The sequence below is a fragment of the Pseudomonas sp. P4_D7 genome, assembly GCF_056401755.1.
The window spans coordinates 1-22377 of the sequence record NZ_JBFUIR010000001.1 but is presented as its reverse complement, the minus strand read 5'-3'; the positions used below and the strand labels follow the sequence as shown (position 1 = coordinate 22377).

Annotated in this window: 23 protein-coding genes; 14 read left to right on the top strand and 9 right to left on the bottom strand. The window is 59.3% G+C overall.

Annotated features, from left to right (window positions below):
* The first annotated feature begins 27 nt into the window (after nt 1–27).
* The 6 genes from AC1DVF_RS00115 (at nt 28) to trpE (ending at nt 6920) form a co-directional block, all read left to right on the top strand.
* Nucleotides 28–1275: an ABC transporter permease gene (locus AC1DVF_RS00115; protein WP_477781837.1), complete on the top strand. Its 1248-nt coding sequence runs from the start codon at nt 28–30 to the stop codon at nt 1273–1275.
* 12 nt (nt 1276–1287) lie between these two features.
* Nucleotides 1288–2112: an ABC transporter permease gene (locus AC1DVF_RS00110; RefSeq protein ID WP_008084123.1), complete on the top strand. Its 825-nt coding sequence runs from the start codon at nt 1288–1290 to the stop codon at nt 2110–2112.
* A gap of 502 nt (nt 2113–2614) precedes the next feature.
* Entirely contained in the window at nt 2615–3763 is a 1149-nt protein-coding gene (locus tag AC1DVF_RS00105) for an iron-containing alcohol dehydrogenase (RefSeq protein ID WP_093441891.1), read from the top strand.
* Nucleotides 3764–3877: 114 nt separating this feature from the next.
* Nucleotides 3878–4552, top strand: coding sequence for a ribulose-phosphate 3-epimerase (rpe, locus tag AC1DVF_RS00100; protein WP_007918813.1), 675 nt, complete (start codon nt 3878–3880; stop codon nt 4550–4552).
* Nucleotides 4549–5367 (top strand): phosphoglycolate phosphatase, encoded by an 819-nt coding sequence (locus tag AC1DVF_RS00095; protein WP_034155098.1) that lies wholly within the window; start codon nt 4549–4551, stop codon nt 5365–5367. Before rpe ends, AC1DVF_RS00095 begins: the two co-directional genes overlap by 4 nt.
* Before the next feature lie 71 nt (nt 5368–5438).
* The gene (gene trpE / locus AC1DVF_RS00090) at nt 5439–6920 is read left to right on the top strand and encodes an anthranilate synthase component I (RefSeq protein WP_116254390.1); all 1482 of its coding nucleotides are present in this window, start codon (nt 5439–5441) and stop codon (nt 6918–6920) included.
* Nucleotides 6921–7093: 173 nt separating this feature from the next.
* On the opposite strand, the gene estP is transcribed toward trpE, so the two are convergent.
* Nucleotides 7094–9001 carry an esterase EstP gene (gene estP, locus AC1DVF_RS00085; RefSeq protein WP_477781836.1) on the bottom strand — a complete coding sequence of 636 codons (1908 nt, stop codon included), beginning with the start codon at nt 8999–9001 and terminating at the stop codon, nt 7094–7096.
* Between the two features lie 408 nt (nt 9002–9409).
* Between estP and AC1DVF_RS00080 the strand changes: the two genes are divergently transcribed.
* The 4 genes from AC1DVF_RS00080 to AC1DVF_RS00065 all read left to right on the top strand — a co-directional run bounded on the left by AC1DVF_RS00080 (nt 9410) and on the right by AC1DVF_RS00065 (nt 12732).
* Complete coding sequence (locus AC1DVF_RS00080) at nt 9410–10003, top strand: aminodeoxychorismate/anthranilate synthase component II (RefSeq protein WP_186619856.1); 594 nt, start codon at nt 9410–9412, stop codon at nt 10001–10003.
* 9 nt (nt 10004–10012) lie between these two features.
* Nucleotides 10013–11062: an anthranilate phosphoribosyltransferase gene (gene trpD / locus AC1DVF_RS00075; RefSeq protein ID WP_095050325.1), complete on the top strand. Its 1050-nt coding sequence runs from the start codon at nt 10013–10015 to the stop codon at nt 11060–11062.
* Nucleotides 11059–11895, top strand: a complete 837-nt coding sequence (trpC, locus tag AC1DVF_RS00070; protein WP_093441870.1) for an indole-3-glycerol phosphate synthase TrpC — start codon at nt 11059–11061, stop codon at nt 11893–11895. The genes trpD and trpC overlap by 4 nt, the downstream gene beginning before the upstream one ends.
* A gap of 135 nt (nt 11896–12030) precedes the next feature.
* Nucleotides 12031–12732 carry a lipoate--protein ligase family protein gene (locus AC1DVF_RS00065; RefSeq protein WP_460097089.1) on the top strand — a complete coding sequence of 234 codons (702 nt, stop codon included), beginning with the start codon at nt 12031–12033 and terminating at the stop codon, nt 12730–12732.
* A 9-nt stretch (nt 12733–12741) separates the two neighbouring features.
* Here AC1DVF_RS00065 and crp read toward each other — a convergent pair whose 3' ends face one another.
* Entirely contained in the window at nt 12742–13386 is a 645-nt protein-coding gene (gene crp / locus AC1DVF_RS00060; RefSeq protein WP_093441863.1) for a cAMP-activated global transcriptional regulator CRP, read from the bottom strand.
* 238 nt (nt 13387–13624) lie between these two features.
* On the opposite strand from crp, the gene AC1DVF_RS00055 reads away from it, so the two are divergent.
* Together AC1DVF_RS00055 and speD are read left to right on the top strand one after the other, a co-directional pair.
* A complete protein-coding gene (locus AC1DVF_RS00055) occupies nt 13625–14047 on the top strand; it encodes an OsmC family protein (protein WP_477781835.1) in 423 nt (140 codons plus the stop codon).
* Between the two features lie 237 nt (nt 14048–14284).
* Nucleotides 14285–15079 carry an adenosylmethionine decarboxylase gene (speD, locus tag AC1DVF_RS00050; protein WP_194935305.1) on the top strand — a complete coding sequence of 265 codons (795 nt, stop codon included), beginning with the start codon at nt 14285–14287 and terminating at the stop codon, nt 15077–15079.
* A gap of 118 nt (nt 15080–15197) precedes the next feature.
* Here the strand turns inward: speD and coq7 are convergent, their stop codons facing one another.
* From coq7 to hemJ, 6 genes are all read right to left on the bottom strand, one after another.
* On the bottom strand, nt 15198–15845 hold the full coding sequence (gene coq7 / locus AC1DVF_RS00045) for a 2-polyprenyl-3-methyl-6-methoxy-1,4-benzoquinone monooxygenase (protein ID WP_008077993.1): 648 nt from the start codon (nt 15843–15845) through the stop codon (nt 15198–15200).
* Between the two features lie 196 nt (nt 15846–16041).
* Nucleotides 16042–16380: a histidine triad nucleotide-binding protein gene (locus AC1DVF_RS00040; RefSeq protein ID WP_003228789.1), complete on the bottom strand. Its 339-nt coding sequence runs from the start codon at nt 16378–16380 to the stop codon at nt 16042–16044.
* Nucleotides 16381–16437: 57 nt separating this feature from the next.
* Nucleotides 16438–17226, bottom strand: a complete 789-nt coding sequence (locus AC1DVF_RS00035; protein WP_093441854.1) for an SDR family NAD(P)-dependent oxidoreductase — start codon at nt 17224–17226, stop codon at nt 16438–16440.
* Between the two features lie 61 nt (nt 17227–17287).
* Nucleotides 17288–18238: a DUF805 domain-containing protein gene (locus AC1DVF_RS00030; protein ID WP_093441849.1), complete on the bottom strand. Its 951-nt coding sequence runs from the start codon at nt 18236–18238 to the stop codon at nt 17288–17290.
* Between the two features lie 75 nt (nt 18239–18313).
* A complete protein-coding gene (locus AC1DVF_RS00025) occupies nt 18314–19285 on the bottom strand; it encodes an NAD(P)H-dependent flavin oxidoreductase (RefSeq protein ID WP_099757314.1) in 972 nt (323 codons plus the stop codon).
* 33 nt (nt 19286–19318) lie between these two features.
* Nucleotides 19319–19747, bottom strand: a complete 429-nt coding sequence (hemJ, locus tag AC1DVF_RS00020; RefSeq protein WP_034155111.1) for a protoporphyrinogen oxidase HemJ — start codon at nt 19745–19747, stop codon at nt 19319–19321.
* A 133-nt stretch (nt 19748–19880) separates the two neighbouring features.
* On the opposite strand from hemJ, the gene argC reads away from it, so the two are divergent.
* Nucleotides 19881–20915 carry an N-acetyl-gamma-glutamyl-phosphate reductase gene (argC, locus tag AC1DVF_RS00015; RefSeq protein WP_034155112.1) on the top strand — a complete coding sequence of 345 codons (1035 nt, stop codon included), beginning with the start codon at nt 19881–19883 and terminating at the stop codon, nt 20913–20915.
* Between the two features lie 168 nt (nt 20916–21083).
* Nucleotides 21084–21434 (top strand): iron-sulfur cluster insertion protein ErpA, encoded by a 351-nt coding sequence (gene erpA, locus AC1DVF_RS00010; protein WP_008077999.1) that lies wholly within the window; start codon nt 21084–21086, stop codon nt 21432–21434.
* Between the two features lie 71 nt (nt 21435–21505).
* On the opposite strand, the gene AC1DVF_RS00005 is transcribed toward erpA, so the two are convergent.
* Nucleotides 21506–22377 (bottom strand): anhydro-N-acetylmuramic acid kinase (locus AC1DVF_RS00005; protein ID WP_477781834.1); only part of this gene is annotated, 872 nt, incomplete at its 5' end.

Genomic DNA, 22377 nt, shown 5'->3' with positions numbered 1-22377 from the left:
AACGATCAAAGATTTGCGGAGTACGTCATGGCCATCGCCGTTCCCCTGAACGAGGGCACCAGCCCCACCTTGAAGCAGAAGCTCAAGCGCGCCGAGCGGGTCAACCGCTGGAAGGCTCAAGCGCTGATTGCGCCGCTGGTGCTGTTTCTGTTGCTGGTGTTTCTGGTGCCGATCGTGGCGCTGCTCTACAAAAGCGTCGGCAACCCCGAAGTGGTCGGCGGCATGCCGCGCACCGTGGCGGCCATCGCCAGTTGGAACGGCCGTGGCCTGCCCGCTGAACCGGTCTACAAAGCTGCCGGCGAAGACCTTGCCGAAGCGCGCAAAAACCAGACGCTGGGCGATCTGTCCAAGCGCTTGAACATGGAGTTGGCCGGCTATCGCAGCCTGTTGACCAAAACCGCCCGGGCGCTGCCGTTTGCCAGCGAACCGGCCTCCTATAAAGATGCACTGGAAGGTCTCGACGAACGTTGGGGCGACCCGGCCTACTGGCAAGCGGTCAAACGCAACACCAGCAGTATCACGCCTTACTACTTGCTGGCAGCGGTCGATCACCRTATCGACGACCTCGGCGAAATCGCCCCGGCCACCCCGGATCAGGCGATCTACCTCGACATCTTCGCCCGCACCTTCTGGATGGGCCTGGTCATCACCGTGATCTGCCTGCTGCTGGCTTATCCGCTGGCGTACCTGCTGGCCAATCTGCCGTCGCGGCAAAGCAACCTGCTGATGATCCTCGTGCTGCTGCCGTTCTGGACATCGATCCTGGTGCGCGTCGCCGCGTGGATCGTACTGCTGCAATCGGGCGGTCTGATCAACAGTGGGCTGATGGCCATGGGCATCATCGATAAACCGCTGGAACTGGTGTTCAACCGCACCGGCGTGTACATCTCGATGGTGCACATTCTGCTGCCGTTCATGATCCTGCCGATCTACAGCGTTATGAAAGGCATCTCGCCGACCTACATGCGCGCGGCGATTTCCCTCGGCTGCCACCCGTTCGCCAGTTTCTGGCGGGTGTACTTCCCGCAGACCTACGCCGGTGTTGGCGCCGGTTGCCTGTTGGTGTTCATCCTCGCTATCGGCTACTACATCACCCCGGCGCTGCTCGGCAGCCCGAACGATCAAATGGTCAGCTACTTCGTCGCTTTCTACACCAACACCAGCATCAACTGGGGCATGGCCACCGCGCTGGGCGGGCTGTTGCTGCTGGCGACCGTGGTGCTTTATCTGATTTACAGCTGGCTGGTCGGCGCCAGTCGCCTGCGCCTGAGCTAAGGGGAATTCGAAATGCTGAGTCCTTACATGTCGCCCATTGAACGGGTGTGGTTCTACAGCCTGCGGATCCTCTGCGGCCTGATTCTGTTGTTCCTGATTCTGCCGGTGCTGGTGATTATTCCGCTGTCATTCAACTCGGGGAGTTTTCTGGTCTATCCGCTGCAGGGTTTCTCGCTGCAGTGGTACCACGACTTCTTCGCCTCGGCGGAATGGATGCGGGCACTGAAGAACAGCATCATTGTTGCCCCAGCGGCGACGGTGCTGGCGATGATATTCGGTACGCTGGCGGCGATTGGTCTGACTCGCGGTGACTTCCCCGGCAAAGCGCTGGTGATGGCGCTGGTGATTTCGCCGATGGTGGTGCCGGTGGTGATCATCGGCGTGGCGAGTTATCTGTTCTTCGCGCCGTTGGGTTTGGGCAACAGCTTCTTCTCGCTGATCGTCGTGCATGCGGTGTTGGGTGTGCCGTTTGTGATCATCACCGTGTCGGCGACATTGCAGGGGTTTAACCACAACCTGGTGCGGGCGGCGGCGAGTCTCGGTGCATCGCCACTGACGGCGTTCCGCCGGGTGACCTTGCCGCTGATTGCGCCGGGGGTGATTTCCGGGGCGTTGTTTGCGTTTGCGACTTCGTTTGATGAGGTGGTGGTGACGTTGTTTCTTGCCGGGCCTGAGCAGGCGACGTTGCCACGGCAGATGTTCAGCGGGATTCGCGAGAACCTGAGTCCGACGATTGCCGCTGCTGCCACGTTGCTGATCGCCTTCTCCGTCATTTTGCTGCTGACCCTGGAATGGCTGCGCGGGCGTAGCGAAAAACTGCGTACGGCTCAGGTTTAAGGGCCAGATCAAAAGCTTACCCCCTCACCCCAGCCCTCTCCCCCAGGGGGGCGAGGGGGAAAGGGAGCAGATCGTTGTGCTTTTCAAAACCCGAGAACGACTCGGTATCTCAAGTCGGTGTATCTCCTCCATGCACCTCGGTCAGTCAGTCTTTTTACCTTCGGGGGGAAAGGGAGCAGATCGTTGTGCTTTTCAAAACCCGAGAACGACTCGGTATCTCAAGTCGGTGTATCTCCTCCATGCACCTCGGTTAGTCTTTTTACCTTCGGGGGGAAGGGGAGCAGATCGTTGTGCTTTTCAAAACTCGAGTTCGACTCGGTATCGCACGTCGGTGTACCTCTCCCATCCACCTCGGTCAGTCCCCTCTCCCTCCGGGAGAGGGCTAGGGTGAGGGGCTCTTGATCTTCTAACCGATCAACCATTCACCACCTGAATAGCAGACAACCCCAAATCCCCAGCTAATCTTGTGCCCAGCTCCCACATCTATAAGAGGCTGCGCACGATGAGTCTGTCCCAGTTCAAAATCGCTCACAAACTGATCACCGGCGCCGCCGCCATCGAACAACTGGCCGCTGAGCTCACGCGCCTGGACATCGACAATCCACTGATCGTCACCGACGCCGCGCTGGTCAAATCCGGCACCGTCGAGCTGGCGCTGGTGCAACTCGGTGGGCGCGACTACGAGATTTTCGACCGCGTGCTGCCCGATCCGGAAATCGCCATCGTCGAAGACTGCATGCGCGTTTACCGCGAGGGCGGGCATGACGGCTTGATCGGCCTCGGTGGCGGCAGTGCCATCGACATCGCCAAAAGCGTCGCCGCCTACGCCGGTTACCACGGCGCGCTGGAAGATCTGTTCGGCGTCGATCAGGTGCCACGCAAAGGCCCACCGCTGATTGCCATCCCGACCACCGCCGGCACCGGTTCCGAAGTCACCAATGTGGCGATTCTCTCGGACAAAGTCGCGCAACTGAAGAAAGGCATCGTCAGCGACTTTCTGTTACCGGACGTGGCGCTGGTCAGCCCGCAGATGACCCTGACCTGTCCGCGCAGCGTCACCGCCGCCAGTGGTGTCGACGCGTTGGTGCACGCCATCGAATCCTATCTGTCGGTGAATGCCTCGCCGATCACCGATTCGCTGGCCATCGGCGCCATCAAGCTGATCGCCAAAGCGTTGCCCAAGGCCTATGCCAACGGCGCCAACCTGCAGGCTCGCGAAGACATGGCCACCGCCAGCCTGATGGCCGGCATGGCGTTCGGCAATGCCGGGGTTGGCGCGGTGCATGCGCTGGCGTATCCACTGGGCGGGCGTTTCAATATCGCCCATGGCGTGAGCAATGCCTTGCTGCTGCCGTATGTCATGACCTGGAACAAGATGGCCTGCGTCGAACGCATGCAGGATATTGCCGAAGCCATGGGGGTGAAGACTGCTCATCTGAGTGCAGCCGAGGCGGCGGACAAAGCCGTGCAGGCGATGACCGATCTGTGCGCGGCCGTGGAAATCCCGGCCGGGCTGCGTAGTTTCGGCGTGCCGGAAGAGGCGATCCCGGCGATGGCCGTGGAAGCCGCGGGCATTGAGCGGCTGATGCGCAATAACCCGCGCAAACTCAGTGCTGTCGATATCGAGAAGATCTACCGCGCGGCGTATTGAGTCAGCGCTGGTCATCCGTCATGGCATAACCCAATCATCGCGGTCACGGTGCGCGCTTGGAAACTTGAGGTATACAATGCGCGCCATCGTGATTTAGCTCAGAAAAGGTGCGTCATGCAGCCCTTCGTAATTGCTCCGTCGATTCTCTCCGCCGACTTCGCCCGCCTCGGCGAGGAAGTAGACAACGTTCTCGCCGCTGGCGCCGACTTCGTCCACTTCGACGTCATGGACAACCACTACGTGCCAAACCTGACCATCGGTCCGATGGTCTGCGCGGCATTGCGCAAGTACGGCGTTACCGCGCCGATCGACGCGCACCTGATGGTCAGCCCGGTGGATCGCATTGTCGGCGACTTCATCGAAGCTGGCGCCACCTACATCACCTTCCACCCGGAAGCCACGCTGCACGTCGATCGCTCGCTGCAGCTGATCCGTGAAGGTGGCTGCAAATCCGGTCTGGTGTTCAACCCGGCGACCCCGCTGGACGTGCTCAAGTATGTGATCGACAAGGTCGACATGGTCTTGCTGATGAGCGTCAACCCGGGCTTCGGCGGGCAGAAGTTCATTCCTGGCACCCTCGATAAACTGCGCGAAGCGCGGGCGATCATCGATGCCTCGGGCCGTGACATCCGCCTGGAAATCGATGGCGGCGTCAACGTCAACAACATCCGCGAAATCGCCGCTGCTGGCGCTGACACCTTTGTTGCCGGCTCGGCAATCTTCAATGCGCCGAACTATCAGGAAGTCATCGACAAGATGCGTTCCGAACTGGCGCTGGCTCGCCCATGAGCGGGTTTGAGCAGCTGTTCCCGGGGAAACTGCCACGGCTGGTGATGTTCGATCTGGATGGCACACTGATCGACTCGGTTCCGGACCTGGCAGCCGCCGTGGACACCATGCTGCTCTCTCTCGGCCGGCAACCGGCGGGCATCGATTCGGTGCGCGAGTGGGTGGGCAACGGCGCGCCAGTACTGGTGCGCCGTGCGTTGGCCGGTGGTATCGATCATTCGGCGGTGGATGACGTCGAAGCCGAGCACGCGCTGGAAGTATTCATGGACGCCTACGGCGCCAGCCATGAGCTGACCGTGGTCTATCCCGGCGTGCGCGACACTCTCAAGTGGCTGCACAAGCAAGGCGTGGCCATGGCGCTGATTACCAACAAACCGGAGCGCTTCGTCGCGCCGCTGCTGGATCAGATGAAGATCGGTCGCTACTTCAAGTGGATCATCGGTGGCGATACCCTGCCGCAGAAAAAGCCTGATCCGGCCGCGCTGTTTTTCGTGATGAAAATGGCCAACATCCCGGCCTCGCAATCGTTGTTCGTCGGCGACTCGCGCAGCGACGTGCTGGCGGCGAAAGCGGCGGGGGTCAAATGCGTGGCGCTGAGTTATGGCTACAACCACGGCAGGCCGATCGCCGAGGAATCCCCGGCGCTGGTGATCGACGATCTGCGCAAGCTAATTCCCGGTTGCCTCGGTTCGGCCGCTGAGATAACGTTGCCCGACGCTGCTCAATCCCATTCTGGAAACGCCATCGTGGTGGTCACTCGCAAACTCTGGATGAAAGTCATCAAGGCCCTGGCCCGCTGGCGTTGGCGCGCCTGACTTGTTCCTGGCCGGCCTGCCGGCGCGTTTGCATACCTGACTGATTTGCCCCTCACACCACGAGGCACCTTATGATCCGCGAAGAATTCCTGCGCTTGGCCGCTGACGGCTACAACCGCATTCCGTTGGCCTGCGAAACCCTGGCCGACTTCGACACCCCGCTGTCGATCTACCTGAAACTGGCCGACCAGCCCAACTCCTACCTGCTCGAATCGGTACAGGGCGGCGAGAAATGGGGCCGTTACTCGATCATCGGTCTGCCGTGCCGCACCGTGTTGCGGGTTCACGACCATCACGTGAGCATCACCGTTGATGGCGTCGAGACCGAAAGCCACGATGTGGAAGACCCGTTGGCCTTCGTTGAGGCCTTCAAGGCGCGCTACAACGTGCCGACCATCGCTGGTCTGCCGCGTTTCAACGGTGGTCTGGTGGGTTACTTCGGTTACGACTGCGTGCGTTATGTCGAAAAGCGCCTGGGCAAGTGCCCGAACCCGGATCCGCTGGGCGTGCCAGACATTCTGCTGATGGTTTCCGACGCCGTCGTGGTGTTCGACAACCTCGCCGGCAAGATGCACGCGATCGTGCTGGCCGACCCTGCGCAGGCGGATGCCTTCGAACAAGGTCAGGCACAGTTGCAGGCGTTGCTGGAAAAACTCCGTCAGCCGATCACCCCGCGCCGCGGCCTGGATTTCAGCAAGCAGCAGTCGGCTGATCCGGTGTTCCGTTCGAGTTTCACCCAGAACGACTACGAAAAAGCCGTCGATACCATCAAGGAATACATCCTTGCCGGTGACTGCATGCAGGTTGTGCCGTCGCAGCGCATGTCGATCGACTTCAAGGCTGCGCCGATCGATCTGTACCGCGCTTTGCGTTGCTTCAACCCGACGCCGTACATGTACTTTTTCAACTTCGGCGACTTCCACGTCGTTGGCAGTTCGCCGGAAGTGCTGGTGCGGGTCGAAGACAACCTGATCACCGTGCGCCCGATTGCCGGCACGCGCCCACGTGGCGCCACGGAAGAAGCGGATGTGGCGCTGGAAGAGGACTTGCTGTCAGACGACAAGGAGATCGCCGAGCACTTGATGCTGATCGATCTGGGTCGTAACGACACTGGCCGGGTTTCGGAAATCGGCTCGGTGAAGCTCACCGAGAAGATGGTCATCGAGCGCTATTCCAACGTGATGCACATCGTCTCCAACGTCACCGGCCAGTTGAAAGCCGGGCTGACGGCAATGGACGCGCTGCGAGCGATTCTGCCGGCGGGCACCTTGTCGGGCGCGCCGAAGATTCGCGCGATGGAAATCATCGACGAACTGGAGCCGGTCAAGCGTGGCGTCTACGGTGGGGCGGTGGGTTACTTCGCCTGGAACGGCAACATGGACACCGCGATTGCGATTCGTACGGCGGTGATCAAGAACGGCGAACTGCACGTGCAGGCCGGCGGCGGCATCGTTGCCGACTCGGTGCCGGCACTGGAATGGGAAGAAACTCTGAACAAGCGCCGCGCGATGTTCCGCGCCGTGGCCCTGGCCGAGCAAACCCCGGAAGCCTGAACTCACGCAAAACCCCCTGTAGGAGTGAGCCTGCTCGCGATAGCGGATTAACATTCAACGGATATGTTGTCTGAACCACCGTAATCGCGAGCAGGCTCACTCCTACATTTTGATCTGTGTTCAGCCATAAAAAAGCGGCGCCTGTGAAGGCGCCGCTTTTTTATGCGTGGGATTTAGAAGTCGAGCACAACCCCGACATTAACACCCTGCTGGGTAAAGTCATCATCCTTGCGCAGCGAGTAGCCGCCGCGCAGCGCCAGATCCGCCGTGAGTTTGTGGCTGACGCCCAGGCTCAAACGGTTCAAATGACTCTGCGGCGTGTAGCCCTCAAGTTTGAAGTCGTTGGCCGGCAAGGTATTGAGCGCGATGTTGACCTTCTGCACGTCGTCTTCGTACTCACGCTCGTGAGCGTACTCGCCGAATACCTGGGTTTGCGGGGTGAAGTTGTACTTGCCCTGCAAGCCCAACCCCAGGCGTTTCGAGTCACGAGTCTGATCATCGAAAGTCAGCGCCGTGGCGCGGTTGCTTTTCTCTGAGTAGCCGTCGACATCGACGCTGGCGTAGTCGGCGCTGACGAATGGCGACAGGTGCCACTCGCTGCCCGGCTGGGCAATGTCGTAACCGACGCGGGCGCTGAAGGCCCAGAGGCTACCGTCGGTGTCGCCTTTTTCTGCACCTTCGCTGACGCCCAGATCAAATTTGCGCTTGAGGTTGTCGTAGTCGAGCTTGCCGCCGGTCAACGCTGCGTCAGCCCACCAGCGATTTTGCTGATATTGGGCAAATGCCGTGGCCATGTAGCTGTTGAGTTTGTAGTCGGAATCGTTATGCCCAGCCTCCAGATTCTGCCGGTAGAAACCGCCTGCCACACCGACGCGCCAAGCTTCATTCAAGCGGTAGCTGCCGCCGACGTTGAGGTTGTAACCGCTGCCATCGGCGCTGGCGCCGCTGCTTTGGCTGTCGACATCAAGATGTTGGCCGCCTGCCGAAACAATGGCGCGCCATTGACCTACCGCTTGCCAGTTCTCCCAGTCCGCCTGCCATTGATTGCGCAGCTCATCCTGATGCGCACGCACGGTGGCGTGGGCCATTTCCGGTAGCAGCGTCAGCTCCCACGGCGCGGCGAGCAGGGAATAGGCGTAATCGGAGATCAGCTTTTGCCCGGCCTCGGTCGGGTGCACGCCGTCGTTGTAGATCAGCTTGCTCGGATCGGGTGTCGCGCTGTTGATGCCGTAACGGGCGTTTTCGGTGCAGCTATTGCCACTGAAGCAGGTCGCAGTGAGGTTCTGATCGGTTGCGAGGCCAAAACGTCCTGGATCGGCAAACACTTCCGACAACAGGACCGGAATGTTCAGCGGAATGATTTCAGCGTTGATGCCTTGCAGGCGAGTGACCAACTGGCTGTTGAACTGCGTGGCGAGTTGGCTGCTGAAGGCTTGCAGCGGTGTACCGTTGATGGCCGGGGTCAGGCCAACGTCAGGCAACAGCCAGACCATCACGTACTTGGCGCCGGCGGTTTGCAGGGTCTGCACGCTGTCGGCCAGTCGATCGGCGGCGGCGTTGGCTTGCGGCAGGCTGAGAATGCGACCTTGCAGGAAGTCGTTACCGCCGCCGGAAATGTAATACAGCGCATTCGGGTCGGCGCGGAAGCCGTTCGATGGCAGGTAACCGGCGCGGGTGCGTTCGCCGGTTGCGGATTGCGTGGTGATCGAGTCGAGGATCTGGTCGGTGCGATAACCGCCGACCGCCCAGTTGTTACCGTCCGGCTGGCCGTTTTCGGCGCGCACGGCGGAGCTGGAGGAGGCTGTCTGGTCTGGCGAAAAGCCAAGGCGTCCGCCGAGCAACTGCGTGGAATTCAATGAATACAGTTCACCGCTGCCATCCTGATACACCGGCCCGGTCCGGTTGGTGTAACGCTCGGTGGAGCCGGCCGGTCCGCCAGTGTCGGTGAAGGTTCCGGCGTCATTCAGACTGTCGCCGAAAACTATGAAATTCGAATAGGGATTGGGTGCAGCATTGGCCTGAGCACAAGCCAGTGCAAGCAGGCAGCCAGCCAGCGGTACAAACAACGTCTGTTTGATCATGAGCAAGTCCGTTTATTTATTATTGTGGGTGAACGAAACGACAGTACCAAAAACTCCCGGCGTTTTGCCATCGGTCGCGAATCCTCCCCCGGTTTTATCTGCCGCAGCCCCGGCCATATTGCACGCTCCGCCCAGCTAAGTTACTGTGCCGGAACGTATGAACGAGACCTTCCCCGTGTTGATCACCAGCAAACTTCTGGATCAAGTCATCAAGGCACACGCCCGCTGGCGTTGGCGCGCCTGAATCTTTTCTGCCGGCCCCGCCGGATCTGTATCGCTTTGCCTTCCTTGCCTGTTTGAAATGCCGCTGTGCCGACGCATCTTTCTGCGTCCGACATCGTGCAGCGCCCTGCGGGCAAGTGATCTGAAGGCTGTTTTCAAATCAGAATTCAAGAGGTTCGACACGCCATGTTGCTGATGATCGACAACTACGACTCCTTTACTTATAACGTTGTGCAATACCTCGGCGAGCTGGGTGCCGAAGTCAAAGTGGTGCGCAACGACGAGCTGACCATCGCCGAAATCGAAGCACTCAAGCCTGAGCGCATCGTGGTTTCCCCCGGCCCGTGCACGCCAACCGAAGCCGGCATCTCCATCGAAGCGATCAAGCACTTTGCCGGCAAGCTGCCGATCCTCGGCGTCTGCCTCGGCCACCAGTCCATCGGTCAGGCCTTTGGCGGCGACGTAGTGCGTGCGCGGCAGGTGATGCACGGTAAGACTAGTCCGGTATTCCACGAGGACAAGGGCGTTTTCGCTGGCCTGAACCATCCGCTGACCGTCACCCGTTACCACTCGCTGATCGTCAAGCATGCGACGTTGCCCGATTGCCTGGAGCTGACCGCATGGACGCAACACGATGACGGCAGCGTCGACGAAATCATGGGCCTGCGTCACAAGACCCTGAACATTGAGGGCGTACAGTTTCACCCCGAGTCGATCCTGACCGAGCAGGGCCATGAGCTGTTTGCCAACTTCCTCAAACAAACCGGCGGCACGCGCTAAGGACTTCCCATGAATATCAAGACAGCCCTGAGCCGTATCGTCGATCACCTCGACCTCAGCACCGATGAAATGCGCGACGTGATGCGCGAAATCATGACTGGCCAATGCACCGACGCGCAGATCGGCGCGTTCATGATGGCCATGCGCATGAAGAGCGAGAGCATCGACGAAATCGTCGGCGCCGTGTCGGTGATGCGTGAGCTGGCCGATCAGGTAGAACTGAAGACCCTCGACGGCGTGGTCGATGTGGTCGGCACCGGCGGTGACGGCGCGAACATCTTCAACGTATCCACCGCCTCTTCGTTTGTCGTAGCGGCAGCCGGTTGCACCGTGGCCAAGCACGGCAACCGCGCGGTATCGGGCAAGAGCGGCAGCGCCGACTTGCTGGAAGCCGCCGGCATCTATCTGAACCTGACGCCGGTGCAAGTCGCGCGTTGCATCGACAACGTCGGCATCGGTTTCATGTTTGCCCAGACCCACCACAAAGCCATGAAGTACGCCGCCGGCCCGCGCCGCGATCTCGGCCTGCGTACGCTGTTCAACATGCTCGGCCCGCTTACGAATCCGGCCGGTGTGAAACATCAGGTGGTGGGCGTGTTCACTCAGGCATTGTGCCGGCCATTGGCCGAAGTCTTGCAGCGCCTGGGCAGCAAGCATGTACTGGTGGTGCATTCGAAGGACGGCCTGGACGAGTTCAGTCTTGCCGCGCCGACTTTTGTTGCCGAGTTGAAGAACAACGAAATCACCGAGTATTGGGTCGAGCCGGAAGATCTCGGCATGAAGAGCCAGAGCCTGCACGGTCTGTCGGTCGAAGGCCCGGAGGCGTCGCTGGCGCTGATCCGTGATGCTCTCGGCAAGCGCAAGACCGAAAACGGCCAGAAAGCCGCCGAAATGATTGTGCTCAATGCCGGTGCGGCGCTGTATGCCGCTGACGTGGCGAGTAGTTTGAAACAGGGTGTGGAGCTTGCGCACGACGCCCTGCACACCGGCCTCGCTCGAGAAAAACTCGAGGAGCTGGGTGCCTTTACCGCGGTATTCAAAGTGGAGAATGAGGGATGAGTGTACCGACGGTTCTGGAAAACATTCTGGCCCGCAAGGTTCAGGAAGTCGCCGAGCGTAGCGCCCGTGTGAGCCTGAGTGAGCTGGAAAGTCTGGCCAAGGCGGCCGATGCACCCCGTGGTTTTGCCCAAGCGTTGCTGGCGCAAGCCAAGAAGAAGCAGCCCGCAGTCATTGCCGAAATCAAAAAGGCCTCGCCGAGCAAAGGTGTGATCCGCGAGAACTTCATTCCGGCCGACATCGCCAAAAGCTACGAGAAGGGCGGGGCGACCTGTCTGTCCGTGCTGACCGACATCGATTACTTCCAGGGCGCCGATGCTTATCTGCAACAGGCCCGAGCCGCGTGCAAACTGCCGGTGATTCGCAAGGACTTCATGATCGATCCTTACCAGATCGTCGAAGCCCGCGCGCTGGGTGCTGACTGTGTGCTGCTGATCGTCTCCGCACTGGATGACGTGAAAATGGCCGAGCTGGCCGCTGTCGCCAAAGGCGTCGGTCTCGATGTGTTGGTCGAAGTGCACGACGGCGATGAGCTGGAACGTGCATTGAAAACCCTCGACACGCCGCTGGTCGGGGTCAACAACCGTAACCTGCACACCTTCGACGTCAGCCTGGAAACCACCCTCGACCTGCTGCCGCGCATTCCGCGCGATCGTCTGGTCATCACTGAGAGCGGTATTCTCAATCGTGCCGATGTCGAGTTGATGGAAATCAGCGAAGTGTATTCGTTCCTGGTGGGTGAAGCGTTCATGCGCGCCGAGAATCCTGGCACTGAATTGCAGCGTCTGTTCTTCCCGGAGCGCGGGACTTCCATCAGCGGTTCGACCCTCGACTGATTCGCTCTAGACTGAGTCGAGACCATCGCGAGCAGGCTCACTCCCACAGGGGAAATGCATTCCAATGTGGGAGCGAGCTTGCTCGCGAAGGGGCCATCGAAACCGCAAAAGATTTCCATGTTGCCGGAGCCTGTTATGTCGCTGCCAACCTCCCTGACCATCGAAACCGGCCTGCAAGCCGAACAAGACTTGCTGGCCTCGGTCTGCGCCGGTGATGCAGAATTCGGCCTTCTATTCTGGCAACCCAGCGATCGTGCGTTGGTCATGCCTCGCCGCCTCAATCGCCTCGCCACGTTCGACCACGCCTGCGAAGTCTCAGCCGCCGCTGGCTGGCCCGTCCTGCTACGCGAAACCGGTGGCGAACCCGTCCCGCAATCAGCGGCGACGATCAACATCGCCCTGGTCTATGCACCACCACGCAGCGAAGGCGACCTGAACCGCATCGAAACCGGCTACCACCGTCTCTGCGACCCGATCTGTCAGTTGCTGGAGGAGTTGGGCGGCACGTCATCACTTGGCGAAATCGACGGTGCATTCTGCGACGGCCGTTTCAACGTCAACCTCGACGGTCGCAAAATGGTCGGCACGGCCCAGCGCTGGCGCCAGAGTCAGGGCGGGCAACGTCCGGTGGGCCTGGTGCACGGTGCTATGCTGATGGATAACGAGCGCGACTCGATGGTCGCGGCGGTCAATCGCTTCAATGGAGCGTGCGGCCTGGAGCAGCGGGTGCGGGCGGAGAGCCACATTGGCCTGCATGAAAAGTTCAACGCGCCCGGGGCTTTGGCGCGTCTCGATGAACTGTTTCGTTTGATGCTGGCGCAGATCTACAACGCCTGACTATCGGGCTTAGCGCGTACCGAAGACCACCATGGTCTTGCCTTTCACATCGACCAGGTTACGCTCCTCAAGATCCTTGAGCACGCGACCGACCATCTCCCGCGAACAACCGACAATCCGGCCGATTTCCTGACGGGTCACCTTGATCTGCATGCCATCCGGGTGTGTCATTGCGTCCGGCTGCTTGCACAACTCCAGCAGGCAGCGCGCCACTCGGCCGGTCACGTCGAAGAACGCCAGATCGCCGACCTTGCGCGTGGTGTTGCGCAGACGTTGTGCGATTTGTCCGCTGAGTACGTAAAGAATGTCCGGATCCTGCTGCGACAATTCGCGGAACTTGGCGTAGCTGATTTCCGCTGTTTCGCATTCGACCTTGGCCCGCACCCAGGCGCTGCGTTGCTGTTCCTGTCCCGCTTGCTCGAACAGGCCCAGTTCGCCAAAGAAATCCCCGGCGTTGAGGTAAGCGATGATCATCTCCCGACCGTCGTCATCCTCGATCAGGATCGTCACAGAACCCTTGATGATGAAGTACAGCGTGTCCGAGCGATCGCCCGCACAGATGATGTTGCTCTTGGCCGCATGGCGACGGCGCTGGCAATGCATCAACAGCTTGTCGAGATTCTTGATTTTGGATGTGGGGGTAATAGCAACCATGGTTGTATCCCGAAAAGACTGCACGGTGATGTTTGATTTTTTATGAGGCGCTGAAGGCGGTCGCTACACGGGCTGGCATGGGCGCCAGCGAATTGGCGCCAGCTTAACAGACACTTCGTCGCAAATTCGAGAAATTACCTACAGCGCTGAGGCATCGTGTCCTAGGAACGTTGCTCGCTGTCCGGGCAAAGCCCTGTGCTAAGCTGGCGACCCTTTTTTTTACAGTGGAGTCTGGGCGATGAAGGCACGCATCCAATGGGCTGGCGAAGCCATGTTCCTCGGCGAATCCGGTAGCGGTCATGTCGTGGTGATGGACGGTCCGCCGGACGMCGGTGGTCGTAATCTGGGTGTTCGTCCGATGGAAATGCTTCTGCTGGGTGTCGGCGGTTGCAGCAACTTCGACGTGGTCAGCATCCTGAAGAAATCCCGTCAGGCCGTTGAAAGCTGCGAGGCCTTTCTCGACGCCGAGCGCGCGACCGAAGATCCGAAGGTGTTCACCAAGATCCACATGCATTTCGTGGTCAAGGGCCGTGGCTTGAAAGAAGCTCAGGTCAAGCGCGCCATTGAACTGTCCGCCGAGAAATACTGCTCCGCTTCGATCATGCTTGGCGCGGCAGGCGTGGCGATCACCCACGACTACGAAATCGTCGAACTCGGTTGAACCGACATTCAACTATCATAAACGCAGTGCAGACTCTGACGATCACTCGTTGACGTCTGCATATTGCGCCACTTTTTTCAGGGCAGTGATCGGTCAGCCGACGGATCAGCCGCTTGAACAGATAACCAAAATCGCCATAGCGAAGAGGTGTTAACCGTCCTACGCAGGTGCGTCGTTCGCACTTGACGGGCATGCTTGATCACGCGGCCGGGCCGCATACATAGAGAGTTTTTAACGGTGAAAAGCAAACTCAAGCTCCACGGGTTCAATAACCTGACAAAGACCTTGAGCTTCAATATCTATGACATCTGCTACGCGGAAACCCCGCAAGACCAGCAGGCTTACGTCGAGTACATCAATCAAGAGTACAACGCGAAACGCCTGACGCAGATTCTCACAGAAGTTGTCGAGATCATTGGTGCCAACATCCTGAACATTGCCAGTCAGGACTATGAACCCCAGGGCGCCAGCGTCACGATTCTGATTTCTGAAGAGCCGGTAACCCCGACTGAAAGCCAGATCGAAGAGTCGCCGGGTCCGTTGCCCGAAATTATCCTGGCCCACCTCGACAAGAGTCACATTACGGTGCACACCTACCCGGAAATCCATCCGGATGACGGTATTGCAACTTTCCGTGTGGACATCGATGTGTCGACTTGTGGTGTCATTTCACCGCTCAAAGCGCTCAATTTCCTCATTCACCAGTTCGATTCGGACATCGTGACTGTGGATTACCGTGTGCGCGGCTTCACCCGTGACGTTGAAGGCAACAAGCACTTCATCGACCACGAGATCAATTCGATCCAGAACTACCTCTCCGAAGACACCCGCGACGCGTACCAGATGACTGACGTGAACGTGTACCAGGAAAACCTGTTCCACACCAAAATGCTGCTGAAGAACTTCGAACTGGACAACTACCTGTTCGGCGACGCCACCAGCAATCTGTCCTCCGAGCAGCGCGTTCAGGTGACCGACCGTGTGAAACACGAAATGCTCGAAATCTTCTACGCACGCAACATGCCGACCTAAGATTCCCGGGCACAAAAAAGGCGACTGTTTCAGGACAGTCGCCTTTTTTATTGCTGGAACAAAGCACCCTGTGGGGGCGAGYCTGCTCGCGATAAGGCCTTCGGCACCTACACAGATCTCAGATCCGATAAGTGCTCTTGGTCATCACCTTGGCCAGAATACTCATCCCGAACTTCACCGGCGCCGGAAACCGAAAACCCCCAGCCTCCAGCGCACTTTCCGCATGATGTTCTTCATCTATGCGCATCTGCTCCAGAATCGCCCGGGACTTTTCGTCCTCGGCCGGCAATTGCTCCAGGTGTTCATTCAAGTGCTTGCACACCTGATGCTCGGTCGCCGCGACGAATCCAAGGCTGACCTTGTCGCTGATCAACCCGGCCACTGCGCCGATCCCGAACGACATCCCGTAAAACAGTGGATTCAAAACGCTGGTATGGCTGCCCAACTGATGAATACGCTGTTCGCACCAGACCAGATGATCAATCTCTTCTTCGGCGGCGTGCTCCATGGCCTCGCGCACCTGAGGCAGCTTGGCGGTCAACGCCTGCCCCTGATACAGCGCTTGGGCGCAGACTTCACCGGTATGGTTGATACGCATCAGGCCGGCGACGTGGCGGGTGTCTTCGTCGCTCATCTGCGTGTCCGGCTGCAAAATCGCCGGCGACGGACGGTACGGCTGGCCACTGAAGGGCAGCAGAGTACGCATTGCAGCATCGGCTTGCAGCAGAAGACGGTCAATCGGCGAGTAGTGACGTTGGGTAGTCATGCTGACCTCCGGGAAGAATCTCGGCGGCCAGTTTAACCGAATCGGCCGGGGAAGGTTTGCGTTGGGTCATTTGCTGCGCGGTCATGCTTTTTTGTGGGAGTGAGCTTGCTCGCGAAAGCGGAGTGTCAGGCAATGGAGGTTTTGAATCTGCCGACGCCTTCGCGAGCAAGCTCGCTCCCACAGTTTTTGTCGTGAATCAGCCCGGTGGCCAGTTCATCTGACGCTGACCGAGTACGTGCATATGAATGTGATAGACGGTCTGCCCACCTTTTTCATTGCAGTTCATCACCACGCGGAAACCTTCTTCGCAACCCAGTTCCAGTGCCAGACGCTGCGCAGTGAACAGGATGTGCCCGGCCAGTGCCTTGTCATCTTCGGTCAGGTCATTGAGGGTGCGCACCGGTTTTTTCGGGATCACCAGGAAATGCACCGGTGCCTGAGGGGCGATGTCATGGAAGGCCAGAACCTGATCGTCTTCGTAAATGATCTTGGCCGGGATTTCCCGGTTGATGATCTTGGTGAACAGAGTATCCACTGCTGTTTTCTCCGCTGTTTGGGCTGAATCGAGTGTACCGCGTTGAATCCGGTTTCTTCAGCGCGGGCAGTAAGCTTTATTGACCATACCGACGATGGTGCGATTGAGCCAGCGCGAGCCCAGTCGCGGCAAGAACGCGAACCAGCGGTTGCGTCGTCCGGGAATGATGATTGCGCGGTTCTTGTCGAGGGCGCGTACGGTGTACAGCGCAACTTCCTCTGGGCTCATCATTAACTTGCTGTCTTTGAGTTTGTCGCTGTTCAGCTGCGCCGTGCGGAAAAATGCCGTGCGTGTCGGGCCGGGGCAGAGTACCGAGACCTTCACCGCACTTTGTTTCAGTTCAACCCGCAAGGCTTCGGAGAAGTGCAGCACATACGCCTTGCTGGCGTAGTAAGTGCTCATCCATGGGCCGGGATTGAAGGCGGCCACCGAGGCGACGTTGAGAATCTGCCCGCCGCCCTGCAGCGCCATGCTGTTGCCGATGGCGTGGCAGAGACGGGTGAGGGCGAGGATGTTCACTTCGATCAGATCCTGCTCGGTCATCCAGTCCTGTGCGAGAAACGGGCCGCAGGTGCCGATGCCGGCGCAATTGACCAGCAAGTCGATCTGTCGGTCACCTTCTTCCAGTTCCAGCAGGAAGCCGGACAGACGCAATGGCTCGCCCAGATCGCAGGCGCGGAACAGTACCTCGACGCCAAAACGCTGGGTCAATTCGATCGCAATGCTTTCGAGCTGATCACGCTGTCGGGCCACCAGAATCAGGCTGCGGCCACGCCGGGCCAGAGCTTCGGCCATGGCCAGGCCGATGCCGCTGGAGGCGCCGGTGATCAGTGCGTAACGGGTCATGCAATTCTCCATCGCAACAGCTCCGCGCCGGCGACGCGGGTGTCACGGCGGGGAGCGCTGTTCATTCTTTCGCAGAGTCTACAGGGGCCTGCGCCGCTTCGGCTGCCTCGTCGGCGGAATCCGCAGGCGTTTCGACCTCTACTTCGACTTCGTCAGTGGTCACCGAGCCACTTTCGTAGCTGCTTTCCAGATTGCTTTCATATTCCTGCTGGATGGCTGAGATGCCGCCGAGCATTCCACCGACAAAAATCAGTGCGAAGAACACGATCCACAGGGAGCACAGCACTTTCACGGCGGTGCTGTTTGGCGGCGGGGGAGGGCCGTAGCGATTGGCGCCGGTGTTGCCCGGTACGACCATGATCACCAGCGGGAAGAAGCTGCCCACGAACGGTACCAGGTTCAGCAGCCAGAGCCAGCCGGACCAGCCAATGTCGTGCAGACGCTGGACGCTGAACAGAATGCTGACAATCAGGAAGGCGATAAACAGGAAGAACGCGAAAATTCCGCCGATGATCAGGCCGGTGGTGGAGTCGCCGCTGACCAGACCCAGAGCCAGCAGGGCGAACACGCCGACAATGGGCAGGGTCACCAGACTCAGGACCATCGTCCATGCCAGAAAACGCAGGCGGCCGATTCGCCCTTCGACGCTGAACGGCTTGAGCGTGGCGAACGCCGGAAGATTTTCCCCCACATTGGCGCGAGGCGGTGCATACGGGGAGTCCGGTTCTGCCACCACAGTGGAGTGTTCCTGGACGTCCGATAGATTCAGTTCGATTGCCGTCTCTGCTTCAATGCGTGCATCAATCCCGGTTTTGCTCAGAGCTTGTAGATAAGCCTGTGCATCGTTGTGGGACAGGTCGCGTTTGAGTGCTACGGCGCGGCCATTGAACAGGCGTTCGATGGCGGCCACTTCACTTTTGAAAAGATCAGCCAGATTGAGCTTGGCGGTAGTGATATCGACACCGGGCTGCAAAGCACCGTCGAATACGATCTTGTAACGGGGTTCGCTCATGGCCGAGGCATCCTTGTCGCGAATGGTTTGAAAGGTCGTCAGTGTAAGGCCAGTCTTGAGTCGACTGGCCCGGTTTTATTCGCGCGGCCAGCGTTTTGGCAATTGTGCTGCGTGTTCCTGGGCTTTCCGGTATTCAGCGTCCAGCCGTGCGATCAATTGATCTACGCTCGGCAGGTCATCGATCTGTCCGACGCCTTGTCCGGCCGACCACACAGTCTTCCAGGCTTTGGCTTCATCATTGATTGGCTTGAGCTTGTCACCGAAATTCACTTCGCCTTTGCCTTGCAGAGCGGCCATGTCGAACCCGGCCGCTTCCAGGCTCTGCCGCATAAAGCTCGCCGGCACTCCCGAGACCGCTGGAGTATGGATGATGTCGGACGCCTTGGCTGTCAGCAGCATCTCCTTGTAGGCGTCGGGCGCATGACTTTCCGTGGTGCCGATAAATCGCGTACCGAAGTAGGCCAGATCCGCGCCGAGCAGCTGTGCGGCGAGAATCTCATGCCCGTGGTTAAGACATCCTGCAAGCAGCAGGGTTTTATCGAAGAACTGACGGATCTCGGCAATCAGCGCAAACGGACTCCAGGTCCCGGCATGCCCCCCGGCGCCGGCCGCCACGGCGATCAAACCGTCGACACCCGCCTCGGCCGCTTTCTCGGCATGTCGGCGAGTGGTGACGTCATGGAAGACCAGGCCGCCATAACTGTGTACCGCGTCGACCAACTCCTTCACCGCGCCGAGGCTGGTGATGACGATCGGTACTTTGTGTTCGACGCAGATGTTCAGGTCTGCCTGCAAGCGCGGGTTGCTGTTGTGCACGATCAGGTTCACCGCGTACGGCGCCGGGTTGTCCAGTGTCGCCAGGCCCGCTTCGATCTGTTCCAGCCAGGCTTTGAATCCGCTGCTTTCGCGTTGGTTCAGCGCAGGAAAACTGCCGACCACGCCATTACGGCAGCAGGCGAGCACCAGCTCAGGGTTGGAAATCAGAAACATCGGCGCCGCCACTACAGGCAGACGCAGACGTTGTTCGAGCAAAGCGGGCAGCGACATTATGAACACCCCAAGGATCTGTACTTGTTGAAGTTAGAACGGCTTGACCACGACCAGAATTACGATAGCCAGCAATATCAGAACCGGCACTTCATTGAACCAGCGATAAAAGACATGGCTGCGGGTGTTTTCGCCACGGGCAAAACGTTTTACCTGCGCGCCGCACATGTGGTGGTAGCCGATCAGCAAGACGACCAGGGTCAGTTTGGCGTGAATCCAGCCGCCCATGCTGAAGATGCTCGGGTTGAGGTAGATCAGCCAGCCGCCGAAGATCAGCGTCGCAATCATCGCCGGACCCATGATGCCGCGATACAGCTTGCGCTCCATGACACTGAAGCGCTCTTTGCTGATCGTGTCTTCGCTTTGCGCGTGATACACGAACAGACGCGGCAAGTAGAACAGCCCGGCAAACCAGCAAACGATGCTGACAATGTGAAAAGCTTTGATCCATAGATAGAGCATTTTTAGTTATTCCAGGTTCACGGTAAGCCGGATAGTAGAGGCTTGAGCGTCCGCACGTCACCTTGACGGTTGTCGCAGGGCCGCGCGGCCCCTATTATCGACGGCTTTCCAGTGGGTTCTTTGAGGGCAGGTTATGGTCAAGGTCGGTATCGTCGGCGGCACGGGTTACACCGGTGTCGAACTGCTGCGTCTGTTGGCGCAGCATCCGCAGGCAGAAGTGGTAGTGATCACTTCCCGATCCGAGGCCGGTCTGGCCGTGGCTGACATGTACCCGAACCTGCGCGGACACTACGACGGCCTGGCCTTCAGCGTCCCAGACATCAAGACCCTCGGCGCTTGCGACGTAGTGTTCTTCGCTACACCGCACGGTGTGGCTCACGCATTGGCCGGTGAATTGCTCGCGGCGGGCACCAAGGTCATCGACCTGTCGGCAGACTTCCGTCTACAAGACGCTGAAGAGTGGGCCAAGTGGTACGGTCAGCCGCACGGCGCACCGGAGTTGCTGGATGAAGCGGTTTACGGTCTGCCGGAAGTCAATCGCGAGCAAATCAAGAAGGCTCGCCTGATCGCGGTACCGGGTTGCTACCCAACCGCTACGCAGCTGGGTTTCCTGCCATTGCTCGAGGCTGGTCTGGCGGATACTTCGCGCTTGATCGCCGACTGCAAATCCGGCGTCAGCGGTGCCGGTCGCGGTGCGGCTGTCGGCTCGCTGTACTCCGAAACGTCAGAAAGCATGAAGGCCTATGCGGTGAAAGGTCACCGTCACCTGCCGGAAATTCGCCAGGGCCTGCGTCGCGCAGCGGGCAAGGATGTCGGTCTGACCTTCGTTCCGCACCTGACTCCGATGATCCGTGGCATTCACTCGACGCTCTACGCGACCGTGGTTGATCGCTCAGTGGATCTGCAGGCGCTGTTTGAAAAGCGCTATGCCAACGAACCGTTCGTCGATGTAATGCCGGCCGGCAGCCATCCGGAAACCCGTAGCGTGCGCGGTGCCAACGTGTGCCGTATCGCCGTTCATCGTCCGCAGGATGGCGATCTGGTGGTGGTGCTGTCGGTGATCGACAACCTGGTCAAAGGTGCGTCGGGTCAAGCGGTGCAGAACATGAACATCCTGTTCGGGCTGGACGAGCGTTTCGGTCTGTCCCACGCCGGTATGCTGCCGTAACACTTTAAGCAGCACAGCGAAAAGGCCCGTTCAGCGGGCCTTTTTGCATTCTGAACAGCTCGTCGGGTTTATTGATATACCGTAACAATAGTTGACCGATTTTCTCGGACAAGCGGATAATGCGCGTCATCACGCATTATGGCGGCGTAACGCCGGGAGATAGTCAGCATGAGCGTCGAATCCTTCACCCCCACGGCTTTGCAATTCACCCACGGTGCCGCGCACAAGGTGAAGAGCCTGGTCGATGAAGAGGGGAATGATCGCTTGAAGCTGCGCGTATTCGTTACGGGCGGCGGTTGTTCAGGGTTTCAATACGGTTTCACCTTCGATGAAGATGTGGCCGAGGACGACACCATCGTCGAGCGCGAAGGCGTGAGTCTGGTGGTGGATCCGATGAGCTTCCAGTATCTGGCCGGTGCTGAAGTGGACTACCAGGAAGGTCTGGAAGGTTCGCGTTTCGTGATCAAGAACCCGAACGCCACCACGACGTGTGGTTGCGGGTCTTCGTTCTCGATCTGATCGCTCCTCGCTCCAGATAACAAAACGCCGCAGAGCCTCACGGTTCTGCGGCGTTTTGCTGTGCTTAATCTTTAAGCAGGGTAGATAGCGCCAAGTATCCGCAGCCCGCGTGCGCCGGTGACGCTTGGGCGGTTGGCGGCGATGCCTTCTAGGCAGCAATGGGCCAGCCAGGCGAAGGCCATGGCTTCGACCCAGTCCGGGTCAACGCCGTGAGTGGCAGTGCTGGCGACTTTGGTGGTCGGCAGCAGCTCGGCCAGACGCTTCATCAGCGTGGCGTTGTGCGCGCCGCCGCCGCAGACCAACAGTTCCTGAGTATCGGTTTGAGCGTTTTGCAAAGATTCAATGATCGTCAACGCGGTCAGCTCAAGCAGCGTCGCTTGCACGTTCTCGGCAGCAAAGGTTGGCAGGTGCGAGAGATGTTGTTCCAGCCAGGGCAGGTTGAACACTTCTCGGCCGGTACTTTTCGGCCCCTTGGTGACGAAGAACGGATCGCTGAGGAGTGCGTTTAGCAGTGTCGGCTCGACTGAACCTGTTTTAGCCCAGTCGCCATTGCGATCATAGTTTTCGCCGCGCTGCTGGTGAATCCAGGCGTCCATCAGCACATTCCCGGGGCCGCAGTCGAAACCGGCTACAGGTTTGGTCGGCTCAATCAGACTCAGATTGCTGAAGCCGCCGACATTCAAGACGGCCTGGTTACCGGTACGCTCTTCAAATAACGCTTCATGAAATGCAGGTACCAGCGGAGCGCCTTGGCCTCCGGCCGCCACATCGCGACTGCGGAAATCGCTGACTACGGTGATACCGGTCAGTTCGGTCAGCAGAGCGGGGTTGCCGATCTGCACGGTGAAACCGCGTGCAGGCTCATGGCGAATGGTCTGGCCGTGGCTGCCTATCGCCCGAATGTCTTGCGGTTTGAGTCGCTGCTGATCGAGGAGGGTATGAA